Origin of the sequence: Aquabacter albus, assembly GCF_040049275.1 — a bacterium.
Taxonomy (GTDB): domain Bacteria; phylum Pseudomonadota; class Alphaproteobacteria; order Rhizobiales; family Xanthobacteraceae; genus Aquabacter.
This window is the reverse complement of record NZ_JBDZDT010000012.1, coordinates 87,474-107,922: the sequence shown is the minus strand read 5'-3', so window position 1 is coordinate 107,922 and position 20,449 is coordinate 87,474. Positions and strand designations below refer to the sequence as shown.

At 64.3% G+C, this 20,449-nt stretch carries 11 protein-coding genes; 6 read left to right on the top strand and 5 right to left on the bottom strand.

Translation table 11 applies throughout. The features are described 5' to 3' along the window. Window positions 1-55 precede the first annotated feature (55 nt). On the top strand, window positions 56-1,270 hold the full coding sequence (locus ABLE91_RS25835) for an MFS transporter (protein WP_348935420.1): 1,215 nt from the start codon (window positions 56-58) through the stop codon (window positions 1,268-1,270). 174 nt (window positions 1,271-1,444) lie between these two features. Then, window positions 1,445-3,601, top strand: a complete 2,157-nt coding sequence (locus tag ABLE91_RS25830) for a cation:dicarboxylate symporter family transporter (protein WP_348935419.1) — start codon at window positions 1,445-1,447, stop codon at window positions 3,599-3,601. Between the two features lie 22 nt (window positions 3,602-3,623). Here the strand turns inward: ABLE91_RS25830 and ABLE91_RS25825 are convergent, their stop codons facing one another. Continuing rightward, window positions 3,624-4,577, bottom strand: a complete 954-nt coding sequence (locus tag ABLE91_RS25825; RefSeq protein WP_348935418.1) for an MBL fold metallo-hydrolase — start codon at window positions 4,575-4,577, stop codon at window positions 3,624-3,626. A 231-nt stretch (window positions 4,578-4,808) separates the two neighbouring features. Here ABLE91_RS25825 and ABLE91_RS25820 point away from each other — a divergent pair, with 231 nt between their 5' ends. Both ABLE91_RS25820 and ABLE91_RS25815 read left to right on the top strand, forming a co-directional pair. Continuing rightward, window positions 4,809-5,384, top strand: a complete 576-nt coding sequence (locus ABLE91_RS25820; RefSeq protein WP_348935417.1) for a hypothetical protein — start codon at window positions 4,809-4,811, stop codon at window positions 5,382-5,384. Window positions 5,385-5,483: 99 nt separating this feature from the next. Next, on the top strand, window positions 5,484-6,632 hold the full coding sequence (locus ABLE91_RS25815) for an alpha/beta fold hydrolase (protein WP_348935416.1): 1,149 nt from the start codon (window positions 5,484-5,486) through the stop codon (window positions 6,630-6,632). A 128-nt stretch (window positions 6,633-6,760) separates the two neighbouring features. Here the strand turns inward: ABLE91_RS25815 and ABLE91_RS25810 are convergent, their stop codons facing one another. From ABLE91_RS25810 to ABLE91_RS25795, 4 genes are all read right to left on the bottom strand, one after another. Next, on the bottom strand, window positions 6,761-7,627 hold the full coding sequence (locus tag ABLE91_RS25810) for an alpha/beta hydrolase (RefSeq protein ID WP_348935415.1): 867 nt from the start codon (window positions 7,625-7,627) through the stop codon (window positions 6,761-6,763). Between the two features lie 123 nt (window positions 7,628-7,750). Further along, window positions 7,751-8,548: a methylmalonyl-CoA decarboxylase gene (gene scpB / locus ABLE91_RS25805; protein WP_348935414.1), complete on the bottom strand. Its 798-nt coding sequence runs from the start codon at window positions 8,546-8,548 to the stop codon at window positions 7,751-7,753. Continuing rightward, entirely contained in the window at window positions 8,545-9,720 is a 1,176-nt protein-coding gene (locus ABLE91_RS25800; protein ID WP_348935498.1) for a CaiB/BaiF CoA transferase family protein, read from the bottom strand. Before ABLE91_RS25800 ends, scpB begins: the two co-directional genes overlap by 4 nt. A gap of 64 nt (window positions 9,721-9,784) precedes the next feature. After that, window positions 9,785-16,498, bottom strand: a complete 6,714-nt coding sequence (locus tag ABLE91_RS25795) for a hypothetical protein (RefSeq protein ID WP_348935413.1) — start codon at window positions 16,496-16,498, stop codon at window positions 9,785-9,787. A gap of 1,053 nt (window positions 16,499-17,551) precedes the next feature. Between ABLE91_RS25795 and folE the strand changes: the two genes are divergently transcribed. Further along, entirely contained in the window at window positions 17,552-18,169 is a 618-nt protein-coding gene (gene folE, locus ABLE91_RS25790; RefSeq protein ID WP_510182000.1) for a GTP cyclohydrolase I FolE, read from the top strand. A 134-nt stretch (window positions 18,170-18,303) separates the two neighbouring features. Then, window positions 18,304-20,439, top strand: a complete 2,136-nt coding sequence (gene pabB, locus ABLE91_RS25785) for an aminodeoxychorismate synthase component I (protein ID WP_348935412.1) — start codon at window positions 18,304-18,306, stop codon at window positions 20,437-20,439. The last annotated feature ends 10 nt before the right edge of the window (window positions 20,440-20,449 follow it).

Here is a 20,449-nt window from a genome sequence, read left to right as displayed (position 1 = left end):
CGAGTAGAGATCGACATGCACCTTTTAGGACGCGCACCATTTTCGGAGACGGACCGTGAAGTTTGCAATGTTCCGCAGCCATGCCGCGTTGTTCTTGGCAGTCTTCATCGACATTTTTTCCTTCGGGCTGATGTATCCGCTGATCGTCGGACTGTTCCACACCTCACCGCTTCTCGCGGGTACCGCGCCCGCCATGCGCGACACCCTGATGTCGCTAGCCTTTGCCCTATTCCCCATAGGTGCTTTCTTCGGCTGCACGCTGCTCGGCGACCTTTCCGACGCCCTGGGGCGCCGGCGCACGCTCGTCATCTGCATGGCGGGCCTGGCGCTCGGCTACGCCCTGATGTGGCTTGCGCTGGAGGTGGGGATGCTGTGGCTGTTCTTCCTCGGGCGCCTGGTGGCGGGGCTTATGTCCGGCACAGCGCCCATCGCCCAGGCCAGCGTGGCGGATGCGGTTCCCGCCAGCGAGCGCGGCGATGCCTTGGCACAGATCACGCTGGTGAACACCATAGGCCTTATGGCGGGACCGGCCATCGGCGGCCTGCTCGGCGAGGTGGAACTGCGCCTGCCGCTCGCTTTCGCGCTCGCCCTGTGCGTGATCAATGCGGTGCTGCTGGCGCGCGCCCGGTTCGGCGAAGAGACGCGGCGGCGGGCTTTCTCGTTCGACTGGCGCCAGCCCTTCCTTCTATTCGCCCGCATCGGGGAACGGCCGCAGGTGATGGCGCCGCTCGCCTCGTTTTTCCTCTTCCAGCTCGGCTTCCTCATCTACTACACCCTCATCCTCATCGTGATGCAGCGCGAGCATGGGTTCTCCACCGCCCAGCTCGGCCTGTTCGCCGTGGTCATGGGCATCGGCTTCACCTTCGGCTCCGGCATGTTCTACAAGCTCGTCGCCGCGCGGCTTTCGGGGGAACGCGCCGTCGCCATCTTCGGCATGGTCTCATGCGGCGGGCTGGTCCTCTTGTGCGCCCTTCCTTTGCCAGCCTGGGGGCAGGTGGCGCTCACCTTGGTCATCTGCGTGACCAATGTGCCCGCCTTCGTCTCGCTGCTTTCCGCGCTCTCCGGCTGCGTGGAGGAGACCGAGCGCGGCTGGGCCATGGGGCTTTCCAGCGCCAGCGTCGCGCTCTGCGTATTCGGTGCGGGCATCCTCACCAGCCTGCTGACCCTCGTGCCCGCGAGCGTGCTGCTGTTCGCGGGCGGCGTCATCCTGATCGCCGGTGCAGTGCCCGCCCTGCGCATTCCGACGGCCTTGACCGTGGCGGAAAACTGAAGCGACGCTGCACCGCGCCGCGACTGCCCGGAAAAGCTGCGGATCCGCACGGAGCCAGGGCTTCTATGCAGTCGCCGCGCTGCCGGATATGTACCGGGCCGGTTGGGAGAACGACAGCTATCATCGATGGGGGACGCGTTGGTGGGGGCAACGGCAGCATTGCGGACGGTTAGCTTGCCTCACCTCGTACTGACGGGCGTGGTGCTCGGCATTCTCACGGGGCTCGTCTTTGGCGAGCGTGCAGTGGTGCTCGCGCCCGTTGGCTCCGCCTATACGATGCTGCTCGAGATTGCCATCTACCCCTATCTCGTCTGCTCGGTGCTGCAGGGGCTCGGGCGCCTCGCGCCGGGCCGGGCGATGCGCTTCTTCCAAGCCAGCTGGCCCCCTTTCCTGGCAGCTTGCCTGCTTGCCCTATCGTCGGCCTGGCTGCTGGCTCAGGCGATGCCGCCTACCCCGCCGCCCCTCGTGCTGGATCCTGCGAAGGATGCCGCCACGCAGGATTTGCTCGCTCTGTTGATCCCCGCCAACCCCATTGCAGCCCTGCTGAACAATCGCGTGCCGGCAGTGGTCGTGTTCGCCGTCCTCTACGGCATTGCCGTTCAAGGCGCTCCGCGGCGGCAGACGTTCCTCGATGTGCTGGAGACCGTGAGCAAGGCGAGCGTGACCATCTGGAACTGGATCGTAAAGCTGTCGCCCATTGGCGTGTTCGCGCTCCTCGCCAACACGGCCGGCACGCTACGCCCCAGCGAGGTTGGAGGCTTCCTCACCTACAACCTCCTCTTCTTGAGCGGCACCATCATTCTCGCTTTGGTCGTCCTGCCGCTCGCCGTCACCGCGCTCGCGCCCGTCACCTGGCGGGACTACCTGAAAGCGATGCAGCCAGGTTTGGTACTGGCGCTCGTCACCACCTTGCCGGTCATGGCCCTGCCGGCCATCCAACGCGCCGCTGAGAAGATCGCCGCTCAAGCCGGATGCCCGGAGGGAGAGGAGAATGAAGACGTCCTGAAGGCTGCCGTCGCCCTGAGTTATGTCTTCGCCCAGGTCGGCAACCAGTTCTGCAACCTGTTGATCTATTACGCGGCTCTGCTCGCCCATCGTCCCCTCGATCTCGTCGAGCATCTTCTTCTGCCGCTGCTCAGCCTGCTCTCCTGCGTGGGCACGCCGAGCACCACAATCGGTGCGGTCTCCTTCCTCTCGTCCTGGCTCGGCTTGCCACCCGGGACCACCGACCTGTGGGTCGAGACGTCAGCCCTGACGCGCTATGGACAGGTGCTGCTCTCGGTGAGCGCACTCGGCTTCGTATCCATCCTTGTGCCGTTGATCTATTGGGGCCGTTGGAGGCTCCGGAGCAGGCGCGGGCTGCTTGCATTGGGCAGTTGGGTCATCTTGCTTGGCCTCGTCGTGGGCATGATCGTCGCACTGCGCCCTGCCTTGTTTCCGCTGTCCGATCACAACCGCCTGACGGCCTTGAGCCTCGATCCCGCGCTCACACGGGGTGTCGAAGCCACCGTCTTGCGGCAGGCAGCAGCCTTCTCCTCTGTCCTAGACACACCGCCCACCGTGCCCGCCATTCGCGCATCTGGCGTGCTGCGGGTGGGCTACAATCCAAACGTGATGCCGTTCAGCTATTTCAACGCTCGGGGGGAATTGGTCGGATACGACATCAGCCTTGTCTACCGCCTAGCACGGGACCTGAATGTGAAGCTTGAGTTCATTCCCTTCACTTGGGATGGCCTTGAGACCGACCTCGTTGCCCACAAGTTCGACCTCGCCATTTCCGGCATTTATGTCACTGACAGCCGTTTCGCGAGGATAACGCCCGGCCCGACCTATCTATCGAGCCCGCCGGCCCTCATCGTTCGGACCGATGCGGCGCAAAGCTTCACCAGCCGCGCAGCGGTCAACGCGCGACCGAACCTTCGGCTCGCCGTATTCCGCAGCGATGAGATGACTGCACTCGCGCGTCAGCTGTTCCCCAATGCCACGATCACCATGGTCGAAACCTACGCCGACCTGGAGGCCGTGGGCGCTCGGGTGGATGGAGCGCTATGGACCCTTGATCAGGCCCGCGCCTGGGCCGAACTCCATCAGGGCTGGACGGCGGTGGTGCCACGCGATGTCGGCGCTCCATTGCCCATGGCCATCATGCTTCCACCCGATGCGGCGCTGTTCAAGGCCTATCTCGACACCTGGATGAGTCTGCAGTTGGAGGATGGCTTTGCCGATGCCCAGCGGGCCTATTGGCTGGAGGGCAAACCACGCATGCAGTCCCCTTCGCGCTGGAACCTCATCGACGCGCTCTCCGGCAGCGGCAATAGCCAGGACCGATAAATGCCCGGCGCAGACTCCCGGCTCACGCGCCGTCAAGGATCATGGGCTCCGCCACGAAGCGGAAACCGCTGCCCACGCGCGCCACATGGCCAATGCCGGGCCACGGCGCGTGATAACTGATCACCCGCGCGCGCTCGTCAGCCACCTGGCCAAGCAAGGCGAGCCGTGTGGCAGCTCCGATCTCGGCGTCATAGTCATAGGCGCTCGATGTCGCCGGAAAGTCGAACGACAAGGGCACGTGAAAAGTGGTGTCCGCGAGCACGTAAGCCCGCTCCCCTTCAGAGGAAACCAGGAAGGCCGTATGCCCTGGCGTGTGGCCGGGCGCCGACAGGGCATAGATGCCGGGCAGCACCTCGTCGCCGCCAGCGAAGAAGCGGATCCGGTCCCGCAGCGGGACGACCTGCTGCCGGAACCCGGCCACCGCGAGTTCCAGCGCCGGCTCGTTGCATGCGTCCCAGAAGCCCCATTCGGCCTCAGAGATATGCACGGTGGCATTGGGGAAATTCGGGATGCCGTCCGCGCCCATGGTGCCCCAGCAATGATCGGGATGGGCATGGCTAAGGATAAGATCGGTGACCATCTCCGAGGAGACGCCCGCCCGGGCCATGTTCTGCCTCAGGCGCCCCGCATGCGGGCCGAACAGATCCGATTCCCCCATGCCGTCGTCGAACAACGCGACCCTGTCATCCCATTGGAGCAGAAGGCAGTTTTGCTCGGCGCGGATCGGGCCTTGAGATAGAAAGGCAGCATCGAGGCTCGCGCCGATCTCTGCTTCGGAAAGCGCCGTAAAGATCGCACCGGGCTCAGGCAGGAGAATGGGTCCATCCGACACCACAGCACCTCGCATCTTACCGATGCGGAAGCGATAGAAGCCCGGTGGTGTCTCCCATTCGCACGTCAAAGTCGCCTCCGGTCTGGTCCGTCCGTCCTTCTGGACTGCGACCAGATCGCGGGCAAGCTGAGAAAACGCTTTCAAGACTTCAAATTCGCCTCCGCCCTATCTCAGGTTCTGCGTGAGTTGAATCCGTGACCTGTCCGCCGGAACCGCTCGCTTATAGTCCGGCGCCGTGATCATCGATTTCAGATCACCAGCTTCGCCTTTCAGATACGGGGCCGGGCCTATCGAAGGTATGGGCGTTGACGGCCCCAGGCGCGAAAGCCGGCGAAGAAAATGCGGGAATTCGGCTGCAATCAAAGGATGCATGCAATGAAGATGTCTGTGTGTGGGGTAATTCTGTCGATCGTTTGCGCGGTCGCGTCCGCGCAGGCTCAAACTACAAAGCCGCAGGAAAGCGCAAAAACCCAGGACAGCAGCAGCTTCGAGATGCCCCCTGCCAATTGGCTGCTGGTTCAAAGCGCCGCTCAAGCGAGCTTCGATGGTAAGACCCTGACCCTGAAGGGGATCAATCCGAAGATTGTCATGTTCGCGGACCGTCCAGACCGCATGACCGGCAGCGTTGACGCGCAGTCCTTCGTCGACAACTGGACCAAGGGCAAGGACAGCCTGGAGAAGGACCCGCCGAACGCGACTTTGAGCACCATCGTTGACGGGAAGGAGGTTCTGTCCGTGGTCGAGCTTACGTCGCCGAAGCTCGAGGGCGATACGCTGAGCTATTCGGCCCGAGTGCTACAGGGAACTCCGCCGACGAGCGGCACCCTGGCGACCCTGTTCATCGACTGGTGGATGGGCCCGCGCGGCGGCATCTGCCGGCACAATGCCTGGGGCCACGTCTATTGCGTGCCAAGCTACGGCAGATACCCCAACCCAGCCTACTACAACTGAGTCCATCAGAAGACACCTTCCAGGCGCCCGCCACCGCGCGCGCCTGGAATTAGTTGCCGTCGGGCTCCGAGATCGCCAGACGGCACCCGGGAGAAGGCCTTGTTACTCACGCGACGCGACTTCGGTCTGTTGGGCGGTGCAAGCCTCTACCTGACTTTGTCGAACAGGTCCGAGGCGGCCTTTTCAACCCTGTTCCCCGGCGAAGAGCTGATCGACGCTGCCGGCTTCCCCTCCCTGGTGAAGTTCGTCAAGGGACGCCCGGACAAGCCGCTCGTGGTGTTCGTTCCGGGAACCTCATTCCTGGGCCGCATCTCCTACGGATTTCCCGGTGGGCGGCCTGCGGACTTTCTCGCGCACTGGATCGTCGAGGAAGGCTATTCCTTCCTCGGCACGTCCTATCCGCTCGATCAGCCCGTCTATGGGCGCGCCTGTCCCGAGTTCAACGTCACCGACTGGGGCCGACAGATCGTGGCGGCGGCACAGCGTGCCATCGCTGCCAACGGGCTCGGCAAACGCATCATCGTTATCGGTTGGAGCATGGGCGGCAAGCCGGTGCAGACCATAGCCGACGCCGCCCGCGCGGCAGGCCTCGACCTCTCGCTGTTCGTCGCACTCGATGCGCTTCCACCCGGCCCCAATCTCTTCCCCGGCAACGCGGAGCAGTTCACCCTCGCCCCGGACGGGATGGTGGACCAAGCTCGCTCCCTCATGCCCTGGTTCCTCGCCATGATGGCGAAGCAAAATGAGATCAATGCCCACACCATCATTCCGGAGGACATTTTCCGCGCAGACTTCACCGGCAATCCACCACTGGACATCCAGGGCGAGAATGCGCGTTTCCAAAATGGCCAAATCGTATCCGACCCGGCCGCGGCGGCGGCGGATGCCGGCACGTCCCGATATGACTCTTATCCCCCAATGGCCCTCATGATCAGCGACAGCGTCGCCGACTATCCCAACGTCCTGCTCTGCCAAAGTAATTGGGGGGAATTGATCGGACAGCAGCTTTACCGGGTGCATGTCTATCCCCGTCGCGAGCAACTCGCTGGGATCACGCCGACGCAATGGAAGGCGCTCCAGGACCTGTTCAAGTCGGCCATAGACCGACTGACCATGCAAATCCACGGAACCCACTTCCTGTTCGTCGGCGAGCAAGGCGCGCGCGCCGCCGCCAAGGGCGTTACCGAACTTGCGGAGCGGGCATCGCAGCTCGACCACGAGATCGACGCCCTGCTGCGCGTCCGCTGATCGAAGGGGCGAACTAGTGGTCGACATGCGCGCCACACGTGTCCAAGGTGGCGCCATATGGTCGCCGACACTCGACAGTGGTTTCCGCTTCCGCCGATCCAGAGCGTTTTCATGACGGGTCAGCGTCTTTAAATACCCATCAGCGAAAACGCGGTCTTGCTGACGACGCTGCCCGGTTCGGCTAGGCGCTCCGGCTCCTGGAAATGGTTGGCGTCAAAGACCACTTCGCGCGTGGCAAGCCGACCCATGCCTGCCAGCGCATCCGCAAAGACCTGAGATTGGCGCTTGAACTCGGGGCTGTCCTGGTCGGCGGAAAGCACTGCGATGGGGCAGCTGACCTGGCTCAGATGCCGCATGGGGCTGAACTCTGCCTCCTCTTCGGGGGTGATGTGGAGGAAGGCGCGGCGGGACGAAATGAGCACCGGATAGAGGTCATACATGCCGCTCATCAGCATGGCGCCTTTGATGGCATCCTTGGGCAATCCGCGCTTCGTCCAATCGGTGATGAGCACACAGGCTGCCAGATGCGCGCCGGACGAATGGGCGGAGAGGAACACCCGCTCCGGGTCTCCACCGAAGCTCGCGGCGTTGCGCACGGTCCATTCCAAGGCAATCCGGCAATTCTCCACCATATCCGGCAGACGCAGCGTCTTCAGACTCCCGAAGTCCGGGGCCAGCCAGGCTGCGCCTCGCCCCACAAAGGTCGGCGCTGGATAGGAAGCGTCCTGTCGGGTGTTGCGAGTCCATGCGCCGCCATGGATGAACACCATCACCGGGGCGTTCTTGGCACCGGCCGGCATGAAGATGTCGATGAGGTCGGCTTCGTTCGCCCCATAGCGCTGGGTGCGCGGCGGCATACTGTTGCGCACCGCCGCACTGTTCGTCCCGTCCTGCGCTTCCAGCTCCGCCATCTGCGGTGCCCAGAAGGACTGGTCGTAGGCCTTGTCGATCTGCTCCTGGCTGTAGTCCAGGAAGACGGGGCGCGTGTCAGCCATGGCTCTGGCTCCAAGAAGGAGAGGCAACGCGCCCGTGGCTGCGAGGAATGACCTACGATGCATGGAACTAGTCCGATTTGTCGTTCAACAGGAGCCTGCCGCTTCGGATACACACGTCTGCTTTCAGATTCCCCTGAACTCGGGCTTCCGCTTTTCGAGAAAGGCGTTGATGCCTTCCTGAAAATCCGCACTGTCATAGACCTTCCGCCGCATATCCTGGATGCGCTCGAAAACCTGTGCAGCAATGGGCTGATAGTCGGAAAGCACCCGAAGCTGCTCCTTGATAACGGTGACCGCCAGCGGCGCCTTGGTGGCGATGCCTTCCGCCAGCGCCCACGTAAAGCTCTCCAGCTCGACCGACGGAACCAGATGATTGACGATGTGCCAACGTGCCGCGTCCTCGGCCTTAAGCGGCATGGCGGTGAAGAACATCTCTTTGATGAGGTTCATGGGCAACCGCCCGATGAAGTGCAGCAAACCCGTGGTGTTGTAGGGCAAGCCGAGATTGACCGGTGTGGTGGCGAAGCTTGCCGTCTCGTCCGCCACGATCATGTCGCACGACAAAACAAGGTCGACCGCACCGCCCCACACGGTTCCGTGCACCATGGCGATGACCGGTGTCGGAAATCCGCGGATCGCCCGCAACGCTCGTTCGAGAGGATCGGCATAGCCCAGCGGGTCCTCGTGGCCGTGCGGCAACTCCCTGATATCGTGACCGACAGACCAGACCTTGGCATCCGCAGAAGCCCGCAGGATAACCACACGCACGTCCCGCGCTTTCAGGCTGTCCAGCGCGGCGATGAGGGCATCCAGCAACACCTTGCTGAGGGCGTTCCGCTTGGCGGAATTGTTGAGTGCGAGGGTGGCGATACGGCCCTCGACTGCCACCGATACCATTTCGGAGGCGGGGTTTTCGCTCACGCCCCCATCCCTACGAACTCGCTAAGGATTGCGGCGCGGTTGGCATCGAGCTCGGGCGGCGGCGAGAAAGTCTTCAGCTCCGGCGCGCCCACGACCTTGATGGGATTACCCGCCACCTTAAGCTCGCCGGCGACGGGGTCATCAACGGTGACAATCATGTTGCGCGCCGCCACCTGCGGCTCGGCCATCATGTGCGGAATGTCGTTGATGGGCGCGCAGGGCACGCCTTTTCCATTCAGGGCTTCGAGCCAGGCAGAAACCGGCTTCGTGCCGAGGGTTTTCTCCATCTCGGCCTGGAGCACGTCGCCATTGGTGTGGCGCAGGTCGTTGGTCTTGAAGCGCTTGTCGTCGAGCAGGTCAGGCCGCTCCAGCGCGTGCGCCATCAGACTGAAGAGGTGATCATTGCCCGCGGCGATGATCACATTGCCATCCTGCGCGGCATAGGACTGGAAGGGGCAAATGGACGGGTGGCGCGTGCCCTTCGGCCCGGGCACCTCGCCGGTCTTCGCATAGGCTGTGACAGCGTCCTCCATGATCGCCACCTGACAGTCCAGCATGGCAATGTCGATCCTGTTTGCGACCCCCGAAACCGCGCGTTTATAGAGCGCTGCCGTGATGCCGTTGGAGAGATAGATCCCGGCGGTGATGTCGCCGATGGAGATCCCGACGCGCGCCGGCGGTTGGCCGGGATAGCCGGTGAGGCTCATGACACCGCCCATGCCCTGCACCACCATGTCGTAGGCTGCGCGCTGCGAGATGGGGCCGCTGTCGCCGAAGCCGGAGGCTGCGCCATAGATGAGGCGTGGAAACTTCCGGTGCAGCACGTCCCAGCCGTAGCCGAGTTTCTCCATTGTGCCGGGCCGGTAGTTCTCCACCAGCACGTCGGCCTTCTCCACCAGCTTCTCGAAGATGGTCCTGTCTTCCGGGTTCTTCAGGTTGAGAGCTATGCTCTCCTTGTTGCAGTTGATCGCAGAGAAATAGAGGGATTTGCCGTTGTGGAACGGCCCGAATGCACGAGCATCATCGCCGGTGCCGGGAATTTCCACTTTGATGACCCGAGCTCCCATATTGGCTAGCGTCATCGTGCAGAATGGTCCCGCGAGGACACGGGAAAGATCAATAATAGTCACGCCCTCCAGCAATCCACCGGCAGTTCCAGCCTCATCAATCATAGCCATTCCTCGCTGCTGAAAAGGTGAGTTCAGAGGCGTCTTTCCAGAGTGTCGGCCCAGCCCATCAGAAGTGATAGGCGAACCGCGCATTGGCGCTCTGGCTGAGGTAGGAATTGCCGATATCGGCGGTGTATCCCACCTTCAGCTCGAAGCCGTTGGCGCGGTAGACCTGCAGGCCGAGGTCGATCCGCCCGAGAAATTCCGGCGTTTCGATATAGTCCACAAACGTCCCGTTATTGACGGTCTCGTTGGCGAAGCTCGACGCGATGGCCCGGGTATTCTCCGGCAGGTAGCTGACGCCGAAACTCACATAGGGCCGAAGCGTGGTCTCTCGATCCAGATTCACCCGTCCGCCGAATTCCATCATCGCCGAGAGCGCGACGCTCGTCTGGCTGCTGCCCTGGACGTTCAGCGCGTAAAGCGAGGTTCCCGATTCCTGGACTGCGGGCAGGTCCGTATAGACCACGTCGAGATCGCCGTAGGGCCGGAGATACCAGTCGCCGAAGGTGAACTCGTAGCCGGCACGCAGGCGGGCACCGGCCAGGAAAATGCTGGGATTGCTCTCCAAAACCTGGGTGAGGCCTGGAAGGTTGATGGCGCGGTAGGTGTCGTACGAGCCGTAAGCCAGAGCCACCGAACCGGCGAAGTACCAGGGGCCCATGGTATGCTTGAGGGCAAGAGAGCCATCCACGGTGTAGCCATCGCCCGTGGAGCCGCCATCCATGTTCGCGGACGTGTCCCCATAGGCCAGGGAGCCGCCGAGATACCAGTTGGGCGCGACCTCATGCTGGCCGCCGATGCGATAACCCGCGGTGGTGACGTTGTATCCCTGGGTGCTGTTGGTGGTGCCCTGGTTCGTCCAGCGCCCGGTGATGGTGGCCCAGGCGCAATTGTCTTCACTGAGCAGCACGCTTTGATCGACGAAGACCGGGCAGCTCATGGAGGCGCCGAGGATCGCTCCGGCATTATTGGCCAGGGCGATCGACTGCGCCTCAATGTCCTGGGCGGAGAATGCATTCAGCATCACCGTATATTGCTGGCTCGTCGTGATCTGCGACATCGACGCGAATTGGCCGGCGAAGGCGGTGTCCGCATTCGCCCAGGCCTCAGAGAAATAATTGGCCAGCGAGGCCTGGCTGCGGTTGAGGGGCACGCCCGCCGGGGTGAAGGTCGAGTTGGGCGTGATTGAGAGGGCATTGCCGGACTGCGAGGCATCCCACCGGAACAGCAGGGAATCCTGCGCATCGGCCGTGGAGGCCAGGGACCTGGCAGTCACCACAGGCACCGTCCCCGGAAGAAGCGTGATGGCCGTTGGAACGATGACACCGCCAATGGAGGCGGCCCCGTCGATGTCCAGCTGGTCCGCAGCCTTGAGAAGGGAGTGGATGGTCACACCGAGCTGGCCGCTGCCGGTCTGCGTAAAGTTGCCGGTAATGCGGGTGGCGCGCAGTTCCTGGGGCAGGCCGATATTCATGACGCCATGGTTGACGACGTTATCCTGCGCGCCCGCGCCGGTGTTATGGACACCGCTACTGGTGTTGGTGAACGTGCCACCGCCCAGGTAGATCGCGCCCGTCACCGTGCCGGAATTGGTGACATTGGTGGTCCCGCCTCCCGTCTGCACGATGGCCGTGCCGCTGGTGCCGGACATCGTGTTGAGCGAGCCGCCGGAATTCACGGTCACCTGGTTGCCGGATCCGCTGTCGATCTGGATGGCGCTGCTGCCGGGCTGGGTGGGCGTGGCGGCGGTGCCGCTGCCACCCATCACACTGCCATTGACGGTGACGCTGACCTGCCCATTCGCATGCGCCGTGTAGCCCGTGCTTTGCGCGAAGATGCCGATCCCGTTCGCACCGGTGGACGAGACGGGGCCGTTCGTCGTCACCGTGACGGCGCCCCCCTGGCCGCTGGAACCGGAGGCGTAGAGGTTGGGGGAGCCCGCATAGATCGTATTGCCGTTCGCGATGAGCCCGCCGCCGGCGCCGACGCTCTGCGCGAGAATGCCGACCGCGCCCGCGCCGGTGACGGCGATGCTGCCATCGGCTTCGACGGTCACGTCCCCGCCCATGCCGTTGCCCGGAATGGATTTGGCGATAGAGGACAAGTCCGTGGTCAGCGCCGGAGTGTCGCCGGAGAGGTCAACCAGGCGTATGACGCCGCCGCCGCCGCCGATGGATTGTGCGACGACGCCGTGTGCACCGATGCCCGCCGTGGTGATGGTGCTTTGGCTCCCCAACGTGACCGTCACGGCCCCGCCATAGTTGTTCGGCGCGTCGAACCACGTGCCGCCGCCGATCGTCAAGCTGGGGGAAGTCGTAGAGCTCGGCTGGCTTATCACGAGGCCGCCACCGCCGCCGATGCTCTGCGCCAAGATGCCGAAGGAATTGTTGCCGGTCGTCGAAATGACGAGGGGGGTGTCGGATCCGCTGGAGGGCGCGAAAGTGACCGCGCCGCCGGCGCCACCGGCCCCCGCGCTGCCCCCCGCGTTGAGCGTCAGTGTCCCCGATTGCTTGAAGGCCCCGCCGAAGAGGCTGCTGCCGGCACCCGCGGCGCCGCCGCCGCCGCCGATCGATTGCAGGATCACGCCGTCGGCCGCCTGGCCGATGGTGGTGATGGTGGTGGTATCGGGGTTGTAGTAGTTGAGCGTGACCGTGCCGCCATTGCCGGCGGAACCGCCCGAGCTGCCGAGGGTCCCACCCACCGAGAGCAGGCCCGTCGCGCTATCGGAGCCGTCGGCGCCGATGCCGCCGCCACCGCCGACCGACTGGGCGATGATGCCCGCAGCGCCAAATCCAGCCGTGGTGATGCTCGTATTGTTGTCCCAGGAACCGCCCTGGTTGCCCTGGCCCAGATAGATCGTCACCGGGCCGCCGTTGCCGGCGGTCCCGCCTTGCCCGCCGACGGCCATGTCGACATTGATCGTGACCTCGGGAAGCCCTCCCGTGCCGCTCGCCGCGGCCGAGCCACCCTTGCCGCCGCCGCCACCGATGCTCTGCGCGACCACGCCGCTGGCCCAGTCCCCTGACGTCGTGATGGGCGCGTAGAGGCCCGCCCAGATGGAGTTGCCGTTGCCGCCTGTTCCACCCTGGCCGCCGATGGCGAAGGAGAAGGTGGCATCGACGGAGACACCCGGACTACCCTGGAAGTAGCTCTGGATATTGCTTTGCGCTTCACGCGCTGCAAGCGCGGCGACCACCGGATTGTCCGCCGACGCGTCGGAGCCGGCCGATCCGCCGAGGCCGCCGCCGCCGCCGATCGACTGAATCAGTATACCCGTCGCATCCCCGCCATGGGTCGTGATTGGTGCCTGCGCTGATACCGTGACGTTGCCGCCATCGCCGCCGGTGCCGCCCGTGGTGCCCAAGCCTATTTTCACCCCCGGGCGGAAGCTGTTGTTGCCCACAGAGAACGTCTGGCCGGCACTGACGGAACCACCCTGCGACGCCCCGCCGCCACCGCCGATCGACTGCGCAACGATACCGATCGCCCCCGAGCCGTAGGTCGTGATGCCGTTTCCCGCGAAGAGATAAGCCCAGATATCGCCGCCATTGCCTCCGGTGCCGCCCGTCGAGCCCAGGGTCACGCTGACCGACGTGTTGTTGCCGCTTCCGAACGCCTGGGTATTGGTGCTGCCGAACCCCGCATTGCCACCGCCGCCGCCGATGGACTGCAGGAGGGCCCCGTCCGCAAAGTCGCCATAGGTGACGATGGAGGTCGGAGCACTGCCGGATGGGTCTTGCGAGAAACTGCCGTTCACGACGGTGCCGCCGAGCGCCAAGTTCACGGTGTCGCCGGAGCCGCCTGCACCGCCATTGCCCCCCATCGCGAATGCCACCGTCAGGGACAGTGATTTCGCGCCCTCGGGCAGAGTCTGACCATACCCCACCGCTGCCGCGACCGAAGAGGAATCGCCGCCCGTGCCGCCGCCGCCGCCGATGCTCTGGACCAGCACGCCGGTGGAACCCTGGCCCATGGTGGTGATCGTGCCTCCGTTGGACAGCGCAAACTGCGCAGCCCCGCCCGCTCCGCCGGCGCCACCGCTGCCGCCCATGGCGACGGATGCCGCCACCGCAATCTGATCGCCGGCCTCGGAAACGGGGATCGAGACCGCGACCGCCTGTGCCATCGCCGATCCGCCGAGACCGCCGCCGCCGCCGATGCTCTGGACCAGGACGCCGAAGTCGTCGACCGGAAGGAGGTTGCAGGGCAACGACGGGCACGGCGTGCCGCCGGCATTGCCGTACATCAGCAGCGGATTCTGGCCGGTGGCGATCGAGCCTCCCTGCAGGGTGTACGCAACTGAACCGCCGTTTCCGGCCGTCCCGCCCGAGCCGCCGATTCCCACCGCGGCCGAGAAGCCTGCGCCCACCGAGCCGGCGAAAGCCGCGCCGCCCGCCCCGCCGCCGCCGCCGATCGACTGCGCCACGACGCCCGGTGATTTGGAGCCGATGGTGGTAATGGCAGAAAAGAAGCTGATGAGGTTTACCGACCCGCCGTTACCACCGCTACCCCCGCTGCCGCCGACGCTGACGGATGTGAACAGCCCGTTGCTGCTGGCATTGCCCGCATTCCCGCCGCCGCCGCCGATGGATTGCATGACGATGGCGGGCGAGACGTCGCCCGATGTGGTGATACTCGAGCCGGTGTTGAATCCGCCACTGACCGACCCGCCGCTGCCGCCGGCCCCGCCGCTGCCGCCGACGCTGACCTCGACACCCGACGCGCCGCCGCCATCGCCGCCACCGCCACCGATCGACTGGCCTAAGACTGCGATTGCGGAGAGGCCGCTCGTGGTGATGTTGCCATAGTTGTTGACCGACACGGTGTTCCCGTCGGCCGCAAGCGGATTGGTGGTGGCGCTACCGCCGACCGCAACGAAGCCCGAGGCCTGCCCGCCGGCGCCTCCTGGACCGCCGATGGACTGCGCGAGGATGCCCTCCGCATTTGCTCCGACGGTCGTGATCGACCCGACATTCCCAACATTAACTTGGCCGGTTTGACCGCTCGATGCCCCCGAGCCGCCATTACTGTAGAAGCCGATGCCCGTGGATCCCCCCGATCCGCCGGTCCCCGCCATCGACTGCGCCAGGATGCCACGGGCTGTCGCGCCGTTCGTGCTGATCGAGCCACTATTCTCAACCGTCACATTGCCTGCACTGCCGCCGGCGCCACCATTGCCTCCCCAGGTGGCAGTCCCGCCAGCTCCGAAGGAGTTGCCGCCGGCGCCGCTGAGGCTCTGTGCCACGATGCCCGAGGAATCGGTTTCCGAAGTGTTGATCGAAGAGGCGGCGTCCAGCGTGACTGTCACGCTACCCGCGCTGCCACCGGCCCCGCCGTTACCGCCCGTGCCCGAGCCCAGGCCCCCATTGGCCTCGCCTCCCTCGCCGCCCATGCCCCCCTGAGACTGGGCGACAATTCCTGGAGACGTGGTCCCGGACGTCGTAATGGAGGTGGAAGCCAGGGAGACGGTAATGTCACCACCCGGTCCTCCGCTGCCGCCATTGCCACCAACGGTGTCATGGCCGTCCCTCTGGGCCCAGCCGCCATCGCCGCCGGCGCCGCCGGCGCTCAGGGCCGAGATGCCGGGCGAGGTGTTGCCCGAAGTCGTCAGATTGAGCGGATTTTGAGCCGACCCGGTAAGCTGGATGGAGATGGGTCCGTTGATGCTGCCGCCGGCTCCGCCATTGCCGCCAGTGGTTGAGCCAAGAGCATTCGCGTATCCGCCCGCCCCGCCGGCTCCCCCCTGGACAAGCGCCACGATGGCCGGTGAACTGGTGCCGGCCGTCGATATGGTGACCGGTAGCGTGGCAGTCGTGACCTGAATGGTCGCGGCATTGTTGCCATTGCCCGGGCCAGCGGCCCCGCCGTTGCCGCCGTTCTGGTAGGACTGACACGTTAAGCTGCAGTTGGGGTCACCGCCCAGTCCGCCCGCGCCCCCCAGCTCGTGGACCAAGAGGCCGGGCAGCAGGTTCCCGGATGTCGTGACATTCGCGTCCGTGACCGTGATTTGCGCGGCGCTGACGTATCCGCCATTACCTCCACTTACGCTTTCGCCGCTCGCCCCCTGCCCTCCGTTACCGCCGACGATTGCCGCCGCGACGCCGGCGCTGGGACTAGGGGAAAACGCCGCCGTTGGGGGAGTGCCGTTCTCCACGACGCTCACGTTACCACCCGCGGTGAGAGTAACCGCTGCGGCAAACCCGAAGCCACCGTCCCCGCCATTGCCCGTGCCATTGGAAACGGCACCATTTCCACCCACCGACTGCGCCAGGACACCGTACACGCCCCAATTGGAAATGGGGTTCTGCCAGGTCAGATTGACGTTGACCGGAGCGGAGTTGACGACCGTCGAGGTGCCGCTGTTGCCGCCGGATCCAGCGCTTCCGTTGGACGCCCCGTTGCCCCCCAGCGCGAGCGCCTCGATTCCGCTGTATTGATATTGGACGCCGACCGAGGCGGAGATTGGGCCGCTGTTGGTGATGCTCGCGCCGCCCGAACTCCCCCCCCCGAGAGGGTTGCCACCATTTCCGTCACCTCCCTGCGCCAGCGCGTAGAGGGCGGTTCCACCCCATATCCCGAAGCCTTGCAAGTTGATGGCGATGGGCCCGGAATTGGTGATGGTCAACGGCGTCGGAAGAGGCGAAGCGCTCACATAGGTATTGCCGCCGGGATTGTCCTTGCCGCCGTACATCGCCGCGGACAGCCCATAAATGGCACCAGCAACGGGATTCTGTCCCCCTGGCGTCATCGTCAGCGATCCCGTGTTGGTGATCACCATGCCCGAGGTGTCACCACCACCGGTAAATCCCGACCCAAAGGCCCAGATGTTTAGTGCAGAACCCTCGTTAGACGCCGCCGTGCCGGTGATATCGGCCGCAGTCGTCACGGATATGGGCGCGGCAGTTCCGTCGCTGTTGCTCGGTCCGGTGAACGATATTTCGGAAGAGTGGGATCCGGCGGGAAAGTTACAGGTATAGACATTGTTTTGTAGCGAGCAGATTTGGGCCGTCGCCGGGGCCGGCACGACGAGCCAAGCCGCGCTTCCAAGAAGCCCGGCCGAGAAGCCCTGCCGGATCACATTTCGCCTTCCTTGCATGGGCAACCCTCAACGCTGCGGTTCGTTTCCGAAGGGCTACGTCTAAGGGATAGGTCACCCCGGCTGACTCACAGATGGGTCACAGATTGCGTCGCAGGCGAAAAAAATTCGACCTTTTCTTCTTGCCGGCTGATCCAAGCATGCCGATGGCGGGCAAAGCGCCGCCGGGTCTGGCATTTACCCGACAACAGCGGGTCTATTTCCACCTGCCGGATAAAAATTCGGGATCGCGAACGCTGGTGTAAGGGCGGCGATGTCGCTCGGCTCACAGCGGTTTTTTTGGCTCCACCGCGTCGTGACCGTCGCGCGCTTTGGCTGCGCTCCTGATAGCACACCAACCCAAGATGAGGCTCACACACAACATGGAATTCGTCTGACCCCGCAAGATGAACGTTTATAAATGTAAGACGGCGGGAAAGCCTTATTTAGCCGCCCAACAACACCTCCATCCAATTCTTCTCTCTGCAGGCTCCATGAGTTGAATCCGTGACCGATCGCACACCCGCACTCACTTATGATGTCTTGCCTTTAAGTATGTAGCGTTCGCTCACCAGCTTCGCAGCTGCCGGTCTTGGCCGAGGGAGTTGGGAGATAGGAACACTACCAAGCGGGATTCGCGTGCGTTTACCCTGACACAGCTTGCCATTCGCGGCCTCGCTCGAAGCCGTGAACCAGCAAACTGAGTTGCGTGTGACGTTCGGTGGCGTGGGCGGTTGGTCCAACGGGAGGTGTGTTGTGCACGATGTTCTCGAAATGACACGTAGCGAAGCCATCGCTATCGATCGTGATCGCGACGTAAAGAAAAAAATAATGGATGCGGTCACGCAGACGCTCATTGCTTTGGGTGAAGACCCAGACCGGGAAGGGCTGCGGGAAACCCCGCGCCGTGTCGCAAAGATGTATCTCGAAATATTTTCCGGTCTTAACGAAGATCCGCGCAAGCATCTTACGACGCAATTTTGCGCCGACGGGCACGAAGACATCGTCATCGTCAAGGACATCTCATTCTTCTCGATGTGTGAGCATCACCTTTTGCCTTTCTTCGGAAAGGCCCACGTTGCCTATCTGCCACAGGACGGCCGGCTGGCGGGCCTGAGCAAGATTGCCCGCGTCGTGCACACGTTGGCGCGCCGCCCACAACTCCAGGAGCGTCTCAGCACCCAGATCGTCGAGGCGATGTGGGATGCGCTGCGGCCCAAAGGCGTCTTCGTGCTCATCGAGGCGGAGCACCTCTGCATGGCCATGCGCGGCGTCCGCGCGCCGAATAGCGCTACTTTAACAGTTGTGTCCAAGGGCGTGCTCGAAACAGACGCCGCGATGCGCGCCGAAGCTTTCAAACTCCTGCGCGGCTGATCCGTGGCCGTCAGTGGCCCGGGACGCGCGGGCCGGTCGATATGGTCAAAGGCATCGGCTGCGATGTCGGGCAATCCTCGCGTCCGGCATCGCCTCGCCCGTGTGGCATCTGAGGTACGGCATCGAGGCTGGCCATGAAAACGCTCGTCGTCGACAACTACGATTCCTTCACGCATAACTTGGTTCATCTTCTGGCGGTCGTGAACCAGGAAGACCCGATCGTCATTCGCAACGATGAGGTCGAGTGGGCAGAACTCGATCGCTGGTCGTTCGACAATGTGGTGATCTCGCCGGGGCCGGGCCGACCGGACCGAACCATTGATTTCGGCATCTGTGCGCGGCTCATCTCCGACTGCGCCCGCCCGCTCCTCGGCGTATGCCTCGGGCATCAGGGCATCGCCGCTATGGCCGGCGGCGCGGTGGTACGCGCGCCCTCACCGACGCATGGCAAGGCGAGCCGGGTGACCCATCACGGCGTTGGCCTGTTTCACTCCATTCCCTCGCCCATCGCAGTGGCCCGTTATCATTCCCTGATCGCCCATCGTCCGCTTCCCGGCAGCCTGATGGAGACCGCCTGGACCGACGACGGCCTGATCATGGGCCTCGCGCATAGGATCCGGCCGCTCTGGGGCGTGCAGTTCCATCCGGAATCGATCATCACCGAGCACGGCCGGACGCTTATTGAGAACTTCAGGAATATGACCCGGCGTGCCGCGCCGCGGCGGACCTCGGAGGGATGGAACGGTCGCCTGTCGCAGAGCCGTGCATCGCAGCCCGCTTCGGCATCGGTCTCCATCTGGCAGGAGATTCCGCACGCCATCGATGCTGAGGCGGCATTTGTCCGACTGTTCGGCACCGCCTCCACCGCCTTCTGGCTGGACAGCAGCTTGATCGAGGCGGGGCGTTCGCGATGGTCCTATTTTGGAGACGCGAGCGGCCCCGGCGCTGGTCTCTACACGTATGACGCCGTCGCGCAGCATCTCGATGTCCTGGATGCTAGCGGGCGCCGTCACGAACAGACGAGCGTCTTCGACCATCTCGACCATAGCCTCCCCGCAACGGTGGAGAACCCGCCGCCTTGCCCGTTCACCGGCGGATACGTGGGTTGGCTCGGCTATGAGCTCGGTCGCGAATGCGGCGGTGACACGTTGCGGAAAAGTGAGACACCAGACGCGCTGCTCCTGCGCGTCGGCCGTTTCGTAGCGGTCGATCACCGCGACGACCGCACCTATGTGGTTTCGGTCGGGGACCGGGCCGGGCTCGAGGACGCCCGCCTCTGGGTTGACGCTATGGCGGAGCGCCTGGCGCAGATCGAGCCGGTGCCGGCACCGCAGATGGGCGCGCGCACGGAGCCCATCCACTTCCGGCTGGACCGGGACCGCGCCACCTACCTCGCCGACATCGATCAGTGCCTTGAATGGATCCGGCAAGGCGAGACCTACCAAGTTTGCCTGACCAACGAGATCACGGCGGCGGTCGATATGGACCCGCTCGTGCTCTATCGCATTCTCCGGCGTGTCAATCCGGCTCCCTATGCGGCCTTCCTGCGGTGGCCCGGTGGCGCGGTCCTCAGCGCATCGCCGGAGCGTTTCCTGCACGCCGATGCGCACGGCCAGGTCGAAGCGAAGCCGATCAAGGGCACGATCAAGCGGCATGCCAACGCGGTGCTCGATCGCCAGTTTGCCCAGCGGCTCGGCACGAGTGAGAAGGACCGAGCCGAAAATGTGATGATCGTCGATCTGCTGCGCAACGATCTGTCCAGGGTCTGCGAACCCGGCAGCGTCGTCGTTCCGAAACTCTGCAACATCGAGAGCTATGCGACCGTGCACCAGCTCGTCAGCACCATACAAGGGCGGCTCAGCGATGGGCGCTCGATCGTCGATCTCGTCCGCGCCTCGTTTCCCGGCGGTTCCATGACAGGCGCCCCGAAGGTACGCACGCTCCAGTTGATCGACCGGCTGGAGCAGCGCGCCCGCGGGATCTACTCCGGCGCACTCGGATGGTTCGGCAATAACGGAGGAGGTGAGCTCAGCATCGTCATCCGCACGATCGTGCAGACAAACGGGTGCCTTTCCATCGGCGTCGGTGGCGGCGTCGTGGCGCAATCCACGCCGCAGGGCGAGTTCGAGGAGATGCTGCTCAAGGCGGAAGCATCGATCCGCGCCGTGGTGCTCGCCGCGACCGGCAGCTTCGATGCAGATCGCTATATCCTGGAGGGGGCGGACGACGTGTGCCCGGGTCTTGAGCATGCGCCGCAGATCGCCGGCTGATACCCGGCGC

Coding starts and splice junctions, on each gene's coding strand:
- ABLE91_RS25820 (WP_348935417.1), top strand. CDS start 4,809: ATGAAGATGTCTGTGTGTGGGGTAATTCTGTCGATCGTTTGCGCGGTC.
- ABLE91_RS25810 (WP_348935415.1), bottom strand. CDS start 7,627: ATGGCTGACACGCGCCCCGTCTTCCTGGACTACAGCCAGGAGCAGATC.
- ABLE91_RS25800 (WP_348935498.1), bottom strand. CDS start 9,720: ATGATTGATGAGGCTGGAACTGCCGGTGGATTGCTGGAGGGCGTGACT.
- ABLE91_RS25795 (WP_348935413.1), bottom strand. CDS start 16,498: ATGGTGATCACCAACACGGGATCGCTGACGATGACGCCAGGGGGACAG.
- pabB (WP_348935412.1), top strand. CDS start 18,304: ATGAAAACGCTCGTCGTCGACAACTACGATTCCTTCACGCATAACTTG.